The sequence below is a fragment of the Janibacter sp. CFPM2_SD2 genome, from assembly GCF_057364645.1.
In genome coordinates this window covers 17,483-33,952 of sequence record NZ_JBNFOF010000006.1, presented here as the reverse complement: position 1 = coordinate 33,952, position 16,470 = coordinate 17,483, and the positions used below count along the sequence as shown (strand labels likewise).

At 71.9% G+C, this 16,470-nt stretch carries 11 protein-coding genes and 6 pseudogenes; 14 read left to right on the top strand and 3 right to left on the bottom strand.

The features are described from left to right. The 3 genes and pseudogenes from AC2W7J_RS01300 to AC2W7J_RS01290 form a co-directional block, all read left to right on the top strand. Positions 1-232 (top strand): annotated as a pseudogene (locus tag AC2W7J_RS01300) (hypothetical protein); the annotation flags it as partial. Then, positions 229-777, top strand: a complete 549-nt coding sequence (locus AC2W7J_RS01295; protein ID WP_255186210.1) for an adenine phosphoribosyltransferase — start codon at positions 229-231, stop codon at positions 775-777. The pseudogene AC2W7J_RS01300 and the gene AC2W7J_RS01295, both read left to right, overlap by 4 nt. Positions 778-786: 9 nt before the next feature. Next, positions 787-3,074 (top strand): annotated as a pseudogene (locus AC2W7J_RS01290) (RelA/SpoT family protein). A gap of 262 nt (positions 3,075-3,336) precedes the next feature. Here AC2W7J_RS01290 and AC2W7J_RS01285 read toward each other — a convergent pair. After that, positions 3,337-4,710 (bottom strand): DUF349 domain-containing protein, encoded by a 1,374-nt coding sequence (locus AC2W7J_RS01285; RefSeq protein ID WP_421008460.1) that lies wholly within the window; start codon positions 4,708-4,710, stop codon positions 3,337-3,339. Between the two features lie 56 nt (positions 4,711-4,766). Here AC2W7J_RS01285 and AC2W7J_RS01280 point away from each other — a divergent pair. Then, positions 4,767-5,467: pseudogene (locus AC2W7J_RS01280) on the top strand (MBL fold metallo-hydrolase). Next, positions 5,467-6,843, top strand: coding sequence for a histidine--tRNA ligase (gene hisS, locus AC2W7J_RS01275; protein ID WP_485981078.1), 1,377 nt, complete (start codon positions 5,467-5,469; stop codon positions 6,841-6,843). The pseudogene AC2W7J_RS01280 and the gene hisS overlap by 1 nt, the downstream one beginning before the upstream one ends. 10 nt (positions 6,844-6,853) lie before the next feature. Here hisS and AC2W7J_RS01270 read toward each other — a convergent pair whose 3' ends face one another. Beyond that, the gene (locus AC2W7J_RS01270; protein WP_485981077.1) at positions 6,854-7,534 is read right to left on the bottom strand and encodes a helix-turn-helix domain-containing protein; all 681 of its coding nucleotides are present in this window, start codon (positions 7,532-7,534) and stop codon (positions 6,854-6,856) included. A 517-nt stretch (positions 7,535-8,051) separates the two neighbouring features. Further along, positions 8,052-8,600 carry a hypothetical protein gene (locus AC2W7J_RS01265; protein ID WP_485981075.1) on the bottom strand — a complete coding sequence of 183 codons (549 nt, stop codon included), beginning with the start codon at positions 8,598-8,600 and terminating at the stop codon, positions 8,052-8,054. A 47-nt stretch (positions 8,601-8,647) separates the two neighbouring features. Between AC2W7J_RS01265 and AC2W7J_RS01260 the strand changes: the two are divergent. The 9 genes and pseudogenes from AC2W7J_RS01260 to der form a co-directional block, all read left to right on the top strand. After that, positions 8,648-9,244, top strand: a pseudogene (locus AC2W7J_RS01260) (site-specific integrase); the annotation flags it as partial. A gap of 22 nt (positions 9,245-9,266) precedes the next feature. Further along, positions 9,267-9,617 carry a tyrosine-type recombinase/integrase gene (locus tag AC2W7J_RS01255; protein ID WP_485981083.1) on the top strand — a complete coding sequence of 117 codons (351 nt, stop codon included), beginning with the start codon at positions 9,267-9,269 and terminating at the stop codon, positions 9,615-9,617. A gap of 74 nt (positions 9,618-9,691) precedes the next feature. Continuing rightward, positions 9,692-10,567: a ParA family protein gene (locus tag AC2W7J_RS01250; protein WP_421008625.1), complete on the top strand. Its 876-nt coding sequence runs from the start codon at positions 9,692-9,694 to the stop codon at positions 10,565-10,567. Between the two features lie 5 nt (positions 10,568-10,572). Then, positions 10,573-11,478, top strand: a complete 906-nt coding sequence (locus AC2W7J_RS01245; protein ID WP_485981073.1) for a segregation and condensation protein A — start codon at positions 10,573-10,575, stop codon at positions 11,476-11,478. Continuing rightward, positions 11,471-12,142: an SMC-Scp complex subunit ScpB gene (gene scpB, locus AC2W7J_RS01240; RefSeq protein WP_485981071.1), complete on the top strand. Its 672-nt coding sequence runs from the start codon at positions 11,471-11,473 to the stop codon at positions 12,140-12,142. Before AC2W7J_RS01245 ends, scpB begins: the two co-directional genes overlap by 8 nt. Continuing rightward, positions 12,142-13,055: pseudogene (locus AC2W7J_RS01235) on the top strand (pseudouridine synthase). The gene scpB and the pseudogene AC2W7J_RS01235 overlap by 1 nt, the downstream one beginning before the upstream one ends. Beyond that, positions 13,052-14,176, top strand: coding sequence for a prephenate dehydrogenase (locus tag AC2W7J_RS01230; RefSeq protein WP_485981069.1), 1,125 nt, complete (start codon positions 13,052-13,054; stop codon positions 14,174-14,176). Before AC2W7J_RS01235 ends, AC2W7J_RS01230 begins: the two are co-directional and overlap by 4 nt. Positions 14,177-14,198: 22 nt before the next feature. Next, positions 14,199-14,896: pseudogene (cmk, locus tag AC2W7J_RS01225) on the top strand ((d)CMP kinase). 74 nt (positions 14,897-14,970) lie between these two features. Then, positions 14,971-16,452: a ribosome biogenesis GTPase Der gene (gene der / locus AC2W7J_RS01220; RefSeq protein ID WP_427802558.1), complete on the top strand. Its 1,482-nt coding sequence runs from the start codon at positions 14,971-14,973 to the stop codon at positions 16,450-16,452. Positions 16,453-16,470: the final 18 nt, after the last annotated feature.

Here is a 16,470-nt window from a genome sequence, read left to right as displayed (position 1 = left end):
GACCGGTGCCGGGGAGAGCACGGCGACGGTTGGTGGCACGACCGCCGGGACCGCCACGCCGGCCGGGCGACTCGTCCGGCACGGCCACGACGAGCGAGCCGGCGCCCCTTCGTCCTCGGCGGACCCGGACGAGGCCCAGACCGTCACCGGGCGCAAGGTGCACAAGTACGCCCAGGCCGGGCCGCGCAATCAGCCGAAGAAGACCCCGCGCAACCGGCGGGGGAAGGCGTGAGCCAGGTCGACCGCGACGTGCCGGCGCAGCTGCGGGAGCAGATCCTCGGTGCGCTGCGCGACGTGGCCGACTTCCCCGAGCCGGGCGTGACCTTCAAGGACATCACGCCCCTGCTCGGCGACGGGCGGCTCTTCGGCGAGGTGACCCGGGACCACGCACGGGTCTGGGACGGACAGGTCGACGTCGTCGCCGGGCTCGAGGCACGGGGCTTCATCTTCGGCGCGGCGGTCGCGCTGCACCTGGGTGTGGGGTTCGTCCCGGTGCGCAAGGCCGGCAAGCTGCCGGGCGAGACGGTCGGGCTCGACTACGCGCTGGAGTACGGCACGGCCCGCATCGAGGTACATGCCGACGCCGTCGCCCCGGGAGCCAGGGTGCTCGTCGTCGACGACGTGCTCGCGACGGGTGGGACGGCCCGAGCGGCGTGCGATCTCCTCGAGTCCTGCGGCGCAGAGGTGCCCGGCATCGAGGTCCTCGTCGAGATCGCCGCTCTCGGCGGACGCGCAGCGCTGGCGGGGCGTGACGTCCGCAGCCTCGTCACGGTCTAGGCTCACTCCATGAGCGAGCGCAACGCCGGCAGCAGCGGATTTTCTCCGCGGTCGCTCGCGCGCGCCTCGCTGGCTCGTATCGGCGGCGGACGAACCGCGACTCCGGGAGTCCTCGACCCGCTGCTGCAGATCGTGCGGCAGGGCCACCCCAAGGCCGACACCTCGATCATCGAGCGCGCCTACGTCGTCGCCGAGAAGGCGCATCGCGGGCAGGTCCGCAAGAGCGGCGACCCCTACATCACGCACCCGCTCGCGGTGACGACGATCCTCGCCGAGCTCGGCATGACGCCGGTGACCCTCGCCGCGGCGCTGCTCCACGACACGGTCGAGGACACCGACTACGGCCTCGACGACCTCGAGGAGGAGTTCGGCGCCGAGGTGGCCAAGCTCGTCGACGGGGTGACCAAGCTCGACAAGGTCACCTACGGCGACAATGCCCAGGCCGAGACCGTCCGCAAGATGATCGTCGCGATGGCGCGCGACATCCGGGTGCTCGTCATCAAGCTCGCCGACCGTCTGCACAATGCCCGCACCTGGCGCTACGTCTCCGCCGCCTCGGCCCAGCGCAAGGCGCAGGAGACGCTGGAGATCTACGCTCCGCTCGCGCACCGGCTGGGCATGAACACCATCAAGTGGGAGCTCGAGGACCTCGCCTTCGCGACGCTCTACCCGAAGGTCTACGAGGAGATCGTGCGCCTCGTCGCCGAGCGGGCGCCGGCCCGCGAGGAGTACCTCACCACGGTCAAGGCCCAGGTCGTCACCGACCTGCGTGAGGCGCGGATCAAGGCGACGGTCACCGGGCGGCCGAAGCACTACTACTCCGTCTACCAGAAGATGATCGTCGGCGGCCGTGAGTTCGGGGAGATCTACGACCTCGTCGCGGTCCGGGTCCTCGTCGACACCGTGCGTGACTGCTACGCGGCGCTCGGCGCCCTGCACGCCCGGTGGAACCCGCTTCCCGGGCGCTTCAAGGACTACATCTCGCTGCCGAAGTTCAACATGTACCAGTCGCTGCACACGACGGTCATCGGGCCGCAGGGCAAGCCGGTCGAGATCCAGATCCGCACCCACCAGATGCACCGGCGGGCCGAGTACGGCGTCGCCGCGCACTGGAAGTACAAGGACCGGGGCAGCCCGGACGGCGGTCGCGTCGACGACGGCCAGGTGGGGGAGATGGCGTGGTTGCGCCAGCTGCTCGACTGGCAGAAGGAGACCTCCGACCCCAGCGAGTTCCTCGACTCGCTGCGCTACGAGATCACCACCCAGGAGGTCTACGCCTTCACCCCCAAGGGACAGGTCATCGCCCTGCCGGCCGGGTCACGGCCGTCGACTTCGCGTATGCGGTCCACACCGAGGTGGGGCACCGGTGCATCGGTGCCCGGGTCAACGGCCGTCTCGTGCCGCTGGACTCACCTCTCGAGAACGGTGACGCCGTCGAGATCCTCACCTCGAAGGCCGAGGGCGCCGGTCCGTCGCGCGACTGGCTGACCTTCGTGCGCTCGGCGCGCGCCCGCAACAAGATCAAGCACTGGTTCACCAAGGAACGCCGCGAGGAGATGGTCGACGCCGGCAAGGAGGCGATCGCCAAGGTCGTGCGCAAGCAGAACCTCCCGCTGCACCGCATCGTCACCGTCGAGAGCCTCACCGCCGTCGCGAGCGAGCTGCGGCGCCAGGACGTCGACGGCCTCTACGCCGCGGTCGGGGAGGGGCACGTCTCCGCGCAGCACGTCGTCTCGCGACTCATCGCCGCGGCCGGTGGCGAGGACGGCGCGACCGAGGACCTCGCCGAGGCCACCCTGCCCGGGCCCGTCGGGCGTCCGCGCAGCAGCGGCGACCCCGGGGTGGTCGTCCGCGGTGTCGACGACCTGTGGGTCAAGCTCGCGAAGTGCTGCACGCCGGTCCCCGGTGACGAGATCATGGGCTTCATCACTCGCGGCAACGGCGTCTCCGTGCACCGCGTCGACTGCCCCAACGCCTCGTCGCTGAAGAAGGAGGCCGAGCGGCTCATCGACGTCGAGTGGGCCCCGAGCAGCACGAGCCTCTTCCTCGTGCAGGTGCAGGTCGAGGCGCTCGACCGGGCCGGCTTGCTCTCCGACGTCACGCGCGTGCTCTCCGAAAGCGGGGTCAACATCCTCTCGGCCGCCGTGCAGACCTCACGCGATCGCGTCGCCGTCCTGCGGTTCACCTTCGAGATGGGCGACGTCGCGCACCTGAGTCACGTCATGGACCAGGTCAAGCGGATCGAGTCGGTCTTCGACTGCTTCCGGATCACGGGCGGCACCAGCAAGAAGGGGTGAGCTTCGCCCTGCGGAGCCTGCGGACCGCTCCCGGTGAGGAGGGGTGGCGCGCTGCCGAAGTCCTTCGTCGTCGTGTGGTCACGTCGTCGTTCTCGACTTCGGCTTGATGCTGCGCCACCCCTCCTCACCGTCCGCTGTGCTGCCGGCCGCCGTGTGACACGCGTCCAGTGCTGCTGCGCCGGATCTCCCGTCCGGGAGCGGGAGCGGACCCTTCGAGACGCTGCGGGCGCGGGCGGCCCTGCCTCTCAGGGACCGCGCGGGGTCAGCCGCCGAACTCGTCGAGCCCCTTGCGGGCCTGGTCGAGCCACGCCTGCTGGGCGTCGAGCTGCTCGCGCAGCTTCGTCGCGCGGGAGGTGTCACCCTTCGCCTCGGCTGCCTCGACGTCGGCCTGCAGCTCGGCGACCTTCGACTCCAGCTGGGTGACCATCGAGGAGGCGCGGGCCGACAGCTCCGGGTTGGAGGAGGCCCACTTCTTGTCCTCGGCCTCGCGCACGGTCTGCTCGACACGGCGCATGCCCTTCTCCATCCGGTCGATGTCGGCGCGCGGGACCTTGCCCGCAGCCTCCCACCGCTCCTGGATGCCGCGCAGCGCGGCCTTGGTGCGCTCGAGGTCCTTGACCGGCAGCAGGGCCTCCGCCTCGGCGAGCAGGCCTTCCTTGACCTCGAGGTTGCCCTGGTGCGCCTCGTCCTCCTTGGCGGCCTCGGCGTCCTTGGCGTTGAAGAAGGTGTCCTGGGCGCTGCGGAAGCGCTCCCACAGGCGGTCGTCGTCGGCGCGGCCGGCGCGACCGGCGCGACGCCACTGGTCCATGAGGCGCTTGTAGGCGCCGGCCGTGGCATTCCAGTCGGTGGAGGTCGACAGGCGCTCGGCCTCGACGACGAGGTCCTCCTTGATCCCCTTCGCCTCGCCGCGGGACTGCTCGAGGTGGGCGAAGTGCGAGCGCCGTGCCTTGTCGAAGCCGTTGCGCGCCTTGGAGAAGCGCTGCCACAGCGCGCTCTCGACGTCCTTGTCCAGCCGGACCTTGCCGCGCTGGTGGGCCTTCCACTCGTCGAGCAGGGCGCGCATCCGCGCGGTCGACTGCTTCCACTGGACCTTCTCGACCGGCTGGGCGGCGATCTGCTCGGCCTCGGCGACGATCTTCTCGCGCTCGGCGCCGGCGACCTTCTTGGCCTCGGCGCGCTCGGCGGACTCGGTCTGGCGCTTTGCGGTCAGGCCCTCCTCGAGCTCGCCGATGAGGGTGGCGAGGGCGGGCAGGTCGCCCACGACGTTGGGCTGCTCGGCGTGCTCGCGCAGGGACTTCAGGCCGTCGGCGATCTCCTTGGCCGAGACGTCGTGGGAGTCGAGGCGCTGCCGCAGCAGGGTCGCCGAGGCGAAGAGCTCGTCGTACTTGCGCGCGAAGTACTGCAGCGCCTCCTCGGGCGTGGCGCCCGGGTAGGAGCCCACCTCACGCTCGCCGTCGCCCTCGCGCACGTAGACCTTGCCCTCCTCGTCGGCGCGGCCGAAGGCGGCTGACGCGGAGTGGTCGTCGGTGACCGCAGGCACCTCGGGGGCCGGGGTCACGGAGGGGCGGGGGGCCATGCGGGCCAGGGCCGCAGGCGAGGGCGCAGCGGGGCGCGGGGCGTTGGTGTCGTCACTCACAGGCCCGAGGTTACCCATTCCCACGGCTCGTGCGTGGGCGCACGTAGGGTTGGGACGTGCTCACCGTGTCCTTCCCGGCCCAGGCGTTCGGGACCAACTGCTATGTGCTCGCCGATGCCCCCGGCGAGGAGTGCATCATCGTCGACCCCGGGATCGGCATCGAGGAGACGCTGCGGGAGGTGCTCGCCACGCACCGGCTCAAGCCGGCAGCGGTGCTGCTCACCCACGGTCACGTCGACCACGTCTTCTCCGTGACGCCCGTCTGCGGGGGCGAGCTCGCGCCTACATCCACACCGACGACCGCTACCGCCTCGAGGACCCGCTGTCCGGCTCCTCGCTCGGACCTGCCCTCAGCGGCATGCTCGAGCAGCAGTTCGGCAAGCAGGTCACTTGGCGCGAGCCGGAGCGGGTCGTCGAGATCCGGGACAGCGAGACGGTGACCGTTGCCGGTCTCGAGCTCGAGGTCGCCCACGCACCCGGCCACACCGAGGGCTCAGTCGTCTTCGGCATGGGCCGGGTCCCCGACGGCATCCCCGACGAGGCGCAGGTCGACCGCACCCTGATCACGGGTGACGTGCTCTTCGCCGGGTCCATCGGCCGCACCGACCTCCCGGGCGGGTCGCACGAGGCGATGCAGGACTCCCTTCGTCGCGTCGTCCATCCGCGGCCCGACTCGAGCCTCGTCCTGCCCGGCCACGGACCGGCGACGACGCTCGGCCGTGAGAAGGCGACCAACCCGTACCTGCAAGGACTGTGATGACTGACCGCACCGCGCCCCGCCCGACGAAGGTCACGCCCCTGTCGGGCTTCCCCGAGTACCTGCCCGAGCAGCGGGTCGTCGAGCAGCACTTCATCGACGTCATCCGCTCGACCTTCGAGCTCCACGGCTTCCCCTCCATCGAGACCCGCGCCGTCGAGCCGGTCGAGCGCTTGCTGGGCAAGGGGGGTGATGCCGACAAGGAGATCTACGGCATCCACCGCCTCGCCGAGGACGAAGGGGGTCCCGCCGCCGGTGGTCGTGAGGGCGAGCTCGGCCTGCACTTCGACCTGACAGTGCCCTTCGCCCGCTACGTGGTCGAAAACGCCGGCAAGCTCAACTTCCCCTTCCGTCGTCACCAGATCCAGAAGGTCTGGCGCGGCGAGCGTCCCCAGGAGGGTCGCTACCGCGAGTTCACGCAGTGCGACATCGACGTCGTCGACGCCGGCGAGCTCGCGCCGCACTTCGAGGCCGAGATGCCGCTCGTCATGGCGGAGATCTTCGCCAAGCTGCCGATCCCGCAGATGGTCATCCAGGTCAACAACCGCAAGATCCCCGAGGGCTTCTACCGGGGTCTGGGCATCGAGGACGTCGCGGGCACCCTGCGCATCGTCGACAAGCTCGACAAGATCGGCCCGGACAAGGTGGCCGCCCTGCTCGTCGAGGCCGGGCGCACGCCCGAGCAGGCGCGAGCCTGTCTGGCCCTCGCGGAGATCCGCACCGAGGACACCTCCTTCGTCGAGCGGGTCCGGGAGCTCGGCGTCGAGCACCCGGTCCTCGACGAAGGGTTGGTCGCCCTGGCCGGCGTCATCGAGACGGGCGCGGCCGCTGTACCCGGGGCGATGGTCGCCGACCTGCGCATCGCCCGCGGGCTCGACTACTACACCGGCACGGTCTACGAGACCCAGCTCGTCGGCTACGAGTCGTGGGGCTCCTTCTGCTCCGGCGGTCGCTACGACGAGCTGGCGAGCGACGGGCGGACCACCTATCCCGGGGTCGGCATCTCCATCGGTCTCTCGCGGCTGCTCGGTCTGCTCCTCGGCAAGGGCCTCGTCGGGGCCAGCCGCAAGTCGCCGTCGGCGGTCCTCGTGGCCGTCACGGACGAAGGGAGCCGCCCCCGCTCCGTCGCCGTCGCCACCGCGCTGCGGGCGCGGGGCATCCCGTGCGAGGTCGCGCCCGCTGCGGCGAAGTTCGGCAAGCAGATCCGCTTCGCCGAGCGTCGTGGCATCCCCTTCGTGTGGTTCCCCGGAGCGGGGGAGGACGACGGGGACCAGGTCAAGGACATCCGCTCCGGCGAGCAGGTCGACGCGCAGGCGTCGGCGTGGGAGTGCCCGGAGGAGGACCTGCGGCCTCAGGTCATCGCGCTCGAGGGCTGAGCGGCGCCTGTCACGCGGCCGAGCCGCTCTGGGGGCGTCGCCAGGTCCACGCCCGCCCCTTGAGGGAGGGGTCCTCGCGCAGCTCGTTCGCCGGGTGCCAGGTGACCTGCGCGTCGGGGGGCGGGCGCGGTGGCGGGCATCGCGCGCCAGCAGGTCCTCGGCACCCCCACCAGGTGCTCCGTGGCTCTGCCGCCGCGAGATCTGGTGGGCGGGCGACGGGCAGCGCCGGCGCGACGGGGTCGGGCGGCTCGGGATCCGGCGGCCACGGACCGGGCTTGGTCGGGTCCACCGGCAGCAGGGCCAGGCGGTAGCCGATGTGACGCAGGAGGCTGTCGACCTTGTCGACGGACTGCACGCCGGCATCGCTCTCCAACCTGCCCAAGGAGGCGCGGCTCCACCCGACCTCGGCGGCCAGGTCGCGTTGGGTCAGGTGGTGCAAGCGACGGTGGAGCCGGGACAGGAGCCCGATCCGATCGGCGAGCCCCAGGTCGGCCCGGGCGGCCTCCAGCTCGCTCGCCTTGCTGGGGTGGGCGTATCCCCGAGGTGGGGGAGCAGGAACCTGGTCCTCGTCAACCAACCGGGGCCAGTAGAGGCAGTCGAGGCAGTCGTCGCAATCACCCGGTGCCGTGCAGACCGTGCACTCCATCGGGCAGGTGGTCTCGGGTTCGTGCGGATCGTGTGTGATCGTCATGATCCGATCCTTCGCCGTCCGCGTCGGGCTCGGGAGAGACACGACGAACCTGTGGATGGCAGCCCCTGCCACGCCCCGTCTGTGGACGACGGTCACGGGCGACGTTGCTCCGTACGACGGGCCGGGTGGGGGCCCGCGGGGCAGTGCCCACCTGCCCCGTTCGCTACGCCGCTGCTCCGTACGACGGGTATCGCTACGCAGGACCGTGCTCGCCGTACGGCGCAGCGCGGCCGTGCTCGTCGTACGGAGCAATGGCGAATACCGGGATGGCCCCCGTCGCTTGGCGGCTGGGCAGGTCCGGCTCGTCGTACGGAGCAATGGCGAATACCGGGATGGCCCCCGTCGCTCGCCGGCCGGGCAGGTCCGGCTCGCCGTACGGAGCAACGGCGTATGGGCCCGCGGTCCTCCCCGGTCGTCCGCTGAGCGGGTGGTCAGCGCCCGGAGCCGGGGGAGTCGCGAGAGCCCGCGGGCGGGCGCAGGCCGCAGTCGGCGAGCTCGAGCAGCGCGAGGCTGCGGATCACCTCGCTGTCGCCGCGCCGCCAGGCGCGGCCGGGTCGGAGCTGATCCGGGAGAGCGCCGGGAGCGGCTGGTTGGCCATGGCCCGCAGCGCGAAGAGGTCGAGGTCGTCCACGTCGTCGACGAGCGCCTGGGCCGCGGTGGCCCGCCGCACGAAACGCCACCGCTGGGACAGCCACAGCGCGCCGACGATGACGATCGGCGTGAGCGCGGTGACCCAGCCGAGCACGTCCGCCAATTTCTCGCAGGCATCGACGAGATCGCGACCAGCATCCTCGATCGACGTCCCCGCGCCCGCGGCGTCGCGGAAGGGATCGGCGACCCGGTCGTCGAGGATCGGCAGGTCGTCGACGCCGTCGCCCGCCGACTCCAGCCGTTCGCGGAAGCCGCTGCCGGCCGACTCGAGGCGCCGCCCCGGAGCGGCCAGCTGCAGCGTCGAGTCGTGGACGGCCAGCCCGATCCTCGCCCAGACCACGACCCAGGCGAGGAGGAAGAGGTCAGCGACGATCTGTCGGGTTCGACGCGCGGGCAGATCCGCGTAGAGCTTCATGCAGGCCATTACACTCCCGATCCGTGGCCCTGCCACCCGTGGGCACAATGGCGTGCCCGCGGCACATCCCCCCACGGAAGGCTGGACCGGTGAGCACGACCCCCATGGAGCGGGCCGTGCGGACCTGGCTGACCCAGCTGGACGTCGAGCGCGGCGTCTCCGCCCACACCCTCGCGGCCTACACCCGCGACGCGCGACGTTACGTCGACCACCTCGCGACGCACGGCGTCACCGACCCCGCCGACGTCACGGAACTCCACGTCTCGGGTTTCCTCGCCTCCCTTCGCTCCGGTGATGGCGACCACCCGCCGCTGGCCGCCAGCTCGGCCGCTCGCACGCTCGTCGCGGTGCGGGGCCTGCACAAGTTCCTCGCGCTCGAGGGCGAGACCACGCACAACCCGGCCCAGGACGTGGCGCCGCCGGCACCCCCTTCGCGCCTGCCCAAGGCCATCGGCCGCGACGAGGTGGTCCGCCTCATCGACGCCGCCGGCGTCGGCGACGGCCCGGTACCGCTGCGCGACCGGGCCCTGCTCGAGCTCCTCTACGGCACCGGTGCCCGCATCTCCGAGGCCGTCGGCCTCGACCTCGACGACCTCGACCTCGACATCGGCGCTGCGCGGCTGCTCGGCAAGGGCGGCAAGGAGCGGGTCGTCCCGCTCGGCTCCTATGCCGTCGACGCCGTGCGCGCCTGGCTGGTGCGGGCCCGTCCCGAGCTGTCGGCGAAAGGGGAGGGCCGGGCCGGCGCTCTTCCTCAACCGACGCGGGGCGCGGCTGTCCCGGCAGAGCGCCTGGGAGGTCATCACGACGGCCGCCGGCCGGGCCGACCTCGCCGGCCACGTCTCGCCGCACACGCTGCGCCACTCCTTCGCGACCCACTTGCTCGAGGGCGGGGCCGACGTGCGCGTGGTCCAGGAGCTGCTCGGGCACGCGTCCGTGACGACGACGCAGATCTACACGATGGTGACCGTCGACCAGCTGCGCGAGGTCTACGCACAGAGCCACCCCCGTGCCCGCTGATAGTGTCGTCGCTGATCAGCGAGAGGCTGACCGACCGCCAGACCCGATGGAGTGATCCGCCTGTGGCATCCGAGGTGACGCCGCCGCTCGACTTCGAGCACGACTTGGCCCAGCCGGGTCCGACCGGCCGACCCCTGCCCTCCTTCCCCGAGCCGCCGCCCCTGGCGTCGCACGGCCCGGCGCGCATCATCGCGATGTGCAACCAGAAGGGCGGCGTCGGCAAGACGACGACCACGATCAACCTCGGCGCGGCCCTGGCCGAGGCCGGCCGCAGGGTCCTGCTCGTCGACTTCGACCCGCAGGGTGCCCTCTCCGTCGGCCTCGGCGTGCCGACCCACACCCTCGACCTGACGATCTACGACCTGCTGGTCACCCGCGGCCACGAGATCACCGAGATCATCCAGCACACCGCCGTCGAGGGGCTCGACGTCGCCCCGGCCAACATCGACCTGTCGGCCGCCGAGGTCCAGCTCGTCGGCGAGGTCGCCCGCGAGCAGATCCTCTCGCGCGTGCTGCGCCCCGTCGTCGACGACTACGACGTCGTGCTCATCGACTGCCAGCCCTCGCTCGGCCTGCTCACCGTCAACGCCCTCACCGCGGCGCACGGCGTGATCATCCCGCTCGAGACCGAGTACTTCGCCATGCGCGGTGTCGCGCTGCTCGTCGAGACGATCGACAAGATCACCGACCGGCTCAACCCCGGCCTGACGATCGACGGCATCCTCGCGACGATGTTCGACGGACGCACCCTGCACAGCCGCGAGGTCGTCGGGTCGGTCGTCGAGCACTTCGGCGACAAGGTCTTCCACACGGTCATCTCCCGCACGGTGAAGTTCCCCGACGCCACGCTCGCCGCGGAGCCGATCACCACTTACGCCACCGGCCACTCGGGCGCCAACGCCTACCGTCAGCTGGCCCGCGAGCTCATCTCGCGCGGCGGCGCCCCCTGACGACCGTGGAGGCCCCCGAGGTCGCTGTCCCGGGCGGCGTCATCACCAAGCGGGGCGCCGAGCAGGCCTTCACCGTCCACCTCGACAACTTCGAAGGTCCCTTCGACCTGCTGCTCGGCCTGATCAGCAAGCACCAGCTCGACATCACCGAGATCGCGCTCGCCAAGGTCACCGACGAGTTCATGGCCCACCTGCGCGCGCTCCAGGCGAGCGAGCCCTCGTGGGACCTCGGCCAGACGAGCGAGTTCCTGCTCGTCGCCGCCACGCTGCTCGACATCAAGGCCGCCCGCCTGCTACCGAGCACCGGTGATGACGACGAGGAGGACCTCGAGCTCATCGAGGCGCGTGACCTGCTCTTCGCGCGGCTGCTGCAGTACCGCGCCTTCAAGGACGTGGCGCGCTTCCTCGGCGAGACGATGGCCGCGACCGGTCGGATGACCGCCCGCCAGGCCGGCCTCGAGCCGCACCTGGCCAAGCTGCTGCCCGAGCTGGTCATCAGCGTCACGCCCGAGCAGCTGGCGATGGTCGCCGCCCGCGCCCTGACGCCCAAGGAGCCCGAGACCGTCGGGCTGGCCCACCTGCACGCGCCCGCGGTGAGCGTGCGCGAGCAGGCGGTCGTGGTCGTCGACCGGCTGCGCCGCGACGGCACGACGTCCTTCCGGTCGCTCGTGCGCGACGCGGACTCGACGCTCGTCGTCGTCGCGCGCTTCCTCGCGCTGCTCGAGCTCTTCCGCGACAAGCAGGTCGTCTTCGAGCAGCCCGAGGCGCTCGGCGAGCTCGAGGTGAGCTGGACGGGCAGCGAGGAGGGCACCGTGGACGTCGGTGCCGAGTTCGACGAAGGGGAGGCCCCGCCCCCTTCGCCCGAGCAGGACGAGCAGGACGAGCGGGTCGTGGAGGAGAGCGATGACTGAACCAGACGCCCCGGTCCCGGAGGCGGTGCCGGAGGTGGCCGCGGAGGCCCTCGAGCCCGAAGGCGTCGAGCCCGAGGGCGACGACGTGCAGGTGGCCTTCGACGTCGGTGAGCTGCCGGGCGGCGCCCGGGCGGCCATCGAGGCCGTGCTCATGGTCGTCGAGGAGCCGGTCACCGACCACGCGCTCGCCTCCGCGCTCGAGCTGCCGGTCGAGGAGATCCGCGACCACCTCGCCGGCCTCGAGCGGCAGTACACCGACGGCTCGCACGGCTTCACCGTGCGCAACGTCGGCGGCGGCTGGCGCTTCTACAGCCACCACGCCTACGCGCCCGTCGTCGAGCGATTCGTCCTCGACGGCCAGCAGTCGCGCCTGACCGCGGCCTCGCTCGAGACCCTCGCCGTCGTCGCCTACCGCCAGCCGATCTCCCGCGCGCGCATCTCCGCCGTGCGCGGGGTCAACGTCGACGGCGTCGTGCGCACCCTGCTCACCCGTGGCCTGATCATCGAGGTGACCAAGGACGAGGAGTCGGGTGCGACGCTGTACGGGACGACGCCCTACTTCCTCGAGCGCATGGGCCTGAACTCCCTCGACGACCTGCCGCCCATCGCCCCCTACCTGCCCGACGCATCCGTGCTCGACGAACTCGTGAACGAGGCCCGCTGATGACCCCACCCCGCAACCGACGCCCCCGGAGACCCCAGGGACGCCCCGCGCGCACCGGACCGAAGAAGCCGCCGCGCCCCCGGCCGCCGACCCCCAGCCCGACCGGGGGACCACCGGTCGCAGCCGAACCGGCCAGCCGGACCTCGCGCCCCCGCCGCCCACCGGCCCGACGATCGACGTCCACAACCCCGAGGGCACCCGCCTGCAGAAGGTGCTGGCCGCCGCAGGCGTCGGCTCCCGCCGCGCCTGCGAGCTGCTCATCGCCGAGGGTCGCGTCGAGGTCGACGGCCAGGTCGTCACCGAGCTCGGGGTGCGTGTCGACCCCCTTCGCCAGACCGTCCACGTCGACGGCGAGCGGATCCAGCTCGACGAGTCGCGGGTCTACCTCGCCTTCAACAAGCCCGCCGGCGTCGTCACGACGATGTCCGACGAGCTCGGCCGGCTCAACATCGGCGACTACGTCGCCGGCCGTCCGGAGCGGCTCTTCCACGTCGGCCGCCTCGATGCCGACACCGAGGGCCTGCTCATCCTCACCAACGACGGCGACCTCGCCCACCGGCTGCAGCACCCCGCGCACGGCGTGCTCAAGACCTACATCGCGGAGATCCCCGGTCCGGTGCCCAAGGACCTCGGCAAGACGCTGCGCGCCGGCGTCGAGCTCGACGACGGGCCGGTCCAGGTCGACTCCTTCCGCATCGTCGACTCCAAGCCGGGCAAGGCGATCGTCGAGGTGATCCTCCACGAGGGGCGCAAGCACATCGTGCGTCGTCTCCTCGAGCATGTCGGTCACCCGGTCATCTCGCTCGTGCGCACCCAGGTCGGACCGATCACCCTCGGCTCGACGAAGTCCGGCCGCTGGCGCCCGCTCAGCCAGCGCGAGATCAGCGACCTCTACAAGGCTGCGGGGCTGTGACCGCCTCCACCGAGGCGAAGGGAGCGGCATCCGCCCTGCCCCCGGTGCACGTCATCGGGACCGGCCTCATCGGCGCGAGCATCGGGCTGGCGCTCACCGCCGCCGGTGCCGACGTCACGCTCGAGGACCAGTCGGAGACCTCGGTCTCGCTCGCCCGTGACCTCGGGGCAGGACGGATCAGCAAGGACGCGGCTCCCGGGGTCGTCGTCGTGGCCGCGCCGCCGGACGTCACGCCTCGACTCGTCGTCGCCGCCTTGCAGCGATGGCCCGAGGCCGTCGTCACCGACGTCGCGTCCGTCAAGCAGGTGATCCTCGCCGACCTCGTGCGCGCCGGGGTCGCCATCGAGCGCTATGTCGGCAGCCACCCGATGGCCGGCCGCGAGCGCTCGGGCGCGATCAGTGCGCGGGCCGACCTCTTCGAGGGTCGGGCGTGGGTGCTCTGCCCGCACGAAGGGAGCGACCCGACCGCCACGCAGGTCGTCGCCCGGCTCGCGCAGGCCACGGGTGCCGCGGTCACGACCCTCAGCCCCGCCGACCACGACGCCGCCGTGGCCGCCGTCTCCCACGCTCCGCAGGTCGCCGCCTCGCTCGTCGCGGCCCGGTTGGAGCACCTGAGCGAGCAGGCCGTGGGTCTGGCCGGCCAGGGCGTGCGTGACGTCACGCGGATCGCCGCGAGCGACCCCGGCCTGTGGACCCAGATCCTCTCCGGCAACGCCGGAGCCGTCGCACAGGTGCTGCGCGCGATGTCCCAGGACCTCGTCGGGATCGTCGAGGCCCTCGAGGCCCTGTCGACCGACCCGCACGTCGCGGACGCCCCCGGGGCCCGTGCGGTGCTCGCCCGCAGCATCGCCGACGGCAATGCCGGCCACGCCCGCATCCCCGGCAAGCACGGTGCGCCGCCCGCGGCCTACGCCGTGGTGCGGGTCGTCGTCGACGACCGGCCCGGTGAGGTGGCTCGGCTGCTCACCGAGATCGGCGAGGAGGGCGTCAACATGGAGGACCTGCGCCTCGATCACGGCCTCGGACTGCCCTTCGGCGTGGCGGAGATCTCCGTGCTCCCGGCCGCTGCCGGACCCCTCACCGAGGCCCTGCAGACCCGCGGGTGGCAGATCCACTCTTGAGCGGCGACTAGGCTGACCCCTCGTGACCAGCCAGCCCGCCCCCTTCGTCATCGGCATCGACGGACCCTCGGGATCCGGCAAGTCCAGCGTCTCGCGCGCCGTCGCCACCCGGCTCGGTGCCGGCTACCTCGACACCGGCGCGATGTACCGCGCCCTGACCTGGTGGTGCCGGCACACCGAGGTCGACCTCGGTGACGCCGATGCGATCATCGCGGCCGCGCTGAGCCTGCCGCTCGAGATCGGCGACGACCCGCAGACGCCGACGGTCGCGTCGACGGCGCTGACGTCGCCGCGGCGATCCGCACCAGCGAGATCAGCTCGCTCGTCTCGACCGTCGCGACCGTGCCCGAGGTGCGCGTCGAGATGCAGCGACGTCAGCGCGCGCTCATCGACGACATCTCCGCGCGCCACGGTGCGTGCGTCGCCGAGGGACGCGACGTCACGACCGTCATCGCGCCCGACGCCCAGGTGCGCATCCTGCTCACCGCGAGCGAGCAGGCCCGGCTGCGGCGCCGCTCGCTCGAGGTGCACGGCGCCACCGACGAGGCCGCCATCGCCGCGACCCGCGACCAGGTCGTGCGCCGCGACCGTGACGACTCGACCGTCTCGCAGTTCACCGAGGCCGCGGAGGGTGTGACCGTCGTCGACACCTCCGATCTCGACTTCGAGGGCTCGGTGGCCGCGGTGATGGACGTCGTCGCTGCTGCGCGAGCGAGCTGACACCCCCTTCGACAACGGCGGCCCCGACCGCCCACGGCTGCGACAATGGCCGTCACCACCGACTGACCAGGAGCATCGTGGACACCACCGAACCCACCGCACCCCACGGGGACGACGAGAGCGCCGAGGGCGTCGAGCGGGTGCTGCGTGCCGGGCTCGAGGACTTCGAGCTGACGGCCGAGGACCGCGCGATCATCGACGGCTTCCAGCCGGACGAGGAGGAGCACGCCGCCGGGCCGCTGCCCGTCGTCGCCATCGTCGGCCGGCCCAATGTCGGCAAGTCGACCTTCGTCAACCGCGTGCTGCGGCGCCGCGAGGCGGTCGTCGAGGACACCCCCGGCGTCACCCGTGATCGCGTCGCCTACGACGCGGAGTGGGCGGGCCGCCGCTTCACCCTCCTCGACACCGGTGGCTGGGAGATCGGCGCCGAGGGCATTCACCTGCGCGTCGCCGAGCAGGCCGAGGTCGCCATCGAGATGGCCGACGTCGTCGTCTTCGTCGTCGACGCCATCGTCGGTGCCACCGACGACGACGAGGCGGTCGTGCGACTGCTGCGCAAGTCCGGCAAGCCGGTCGTGCTCGTCGCCAACAAGGTCGACGACCAGCGCTTCGAGGCCGACGCGGCCGCGCTGTGGAACCTCGGCCTCGGCGAGCCGCTGCCCGTCTCCGCCCTCCACGGGCGGGGGAGCGGCGACGCCCTCGACGCCGTCCTCGACGTCATGCCCGAGGTCTCCGCATCGGCCAAGACACTGCCCGAAGGGGGCCCGCGTCGCGTGGCCCTCATCGGCCGGCCCAATGTCGGCAAGTCGAGCCTGCTCAACAAGCTCGCGGGGGAGGAGCGGGTCGTCGTCGACGACTTCGCCGGCACCACGCGTGACCCGGTCGACGAGATCATCGAGCTCGGCGGGCGCCCGTGGCGCTTCGTCGACACCGCCGGCATCCGGCGGCGGGTGCACCAGACCAAGGGCGCCGACTTCTACGCCTCGCTGCGCACCCAGGCGGCGCTCGAGAAGGCAGAGGTCGCCGTCGTGCTCATCGACACGCACGAGTCGATCACCGAGCAGGACCTGCGGATCATCAGCCAGGTCGTCGAGGCCGGGCGCGCGCTCGTCATCGCCTACAACAAGTGGGACATGCTCGACGAGGAGCGGCGCTTCTACCTCGAGCGGGAGATCGAGCGCGAGCTCGTGCAGACGCAGTGGGCGCCGCGAGTCAACATGTCGGCGCTCACCGGTCGCCACGTCGACCGGCTGACGCCGGCTCTCGACACGGCTCTCGACTCGTGGGACACCCGTGTGCCGACCTCGCGGCTCAATGCCGTGCTCGGCGAGATCGCCTCGGCGCACCCGCACCCGGTGCGCTCGGGCAAGCAGCCGCGGATCCTCTTCGCGACCCAGGCCTCGACCCGTCCGCCGCGCTTCGTCATCTTCGCCTCGGGCTTCATCGAGGCCGGCTACCGACGCTTCCTCGAGCGCCGTCTGCGCGAGGAGTTCGGCTTCGAGGGCACGCCCATCGAGATCTCCGTGCGGGTGCGCGAGAAGCGTCGTCGGCGCTGATCCGACTCCCGCAGACCC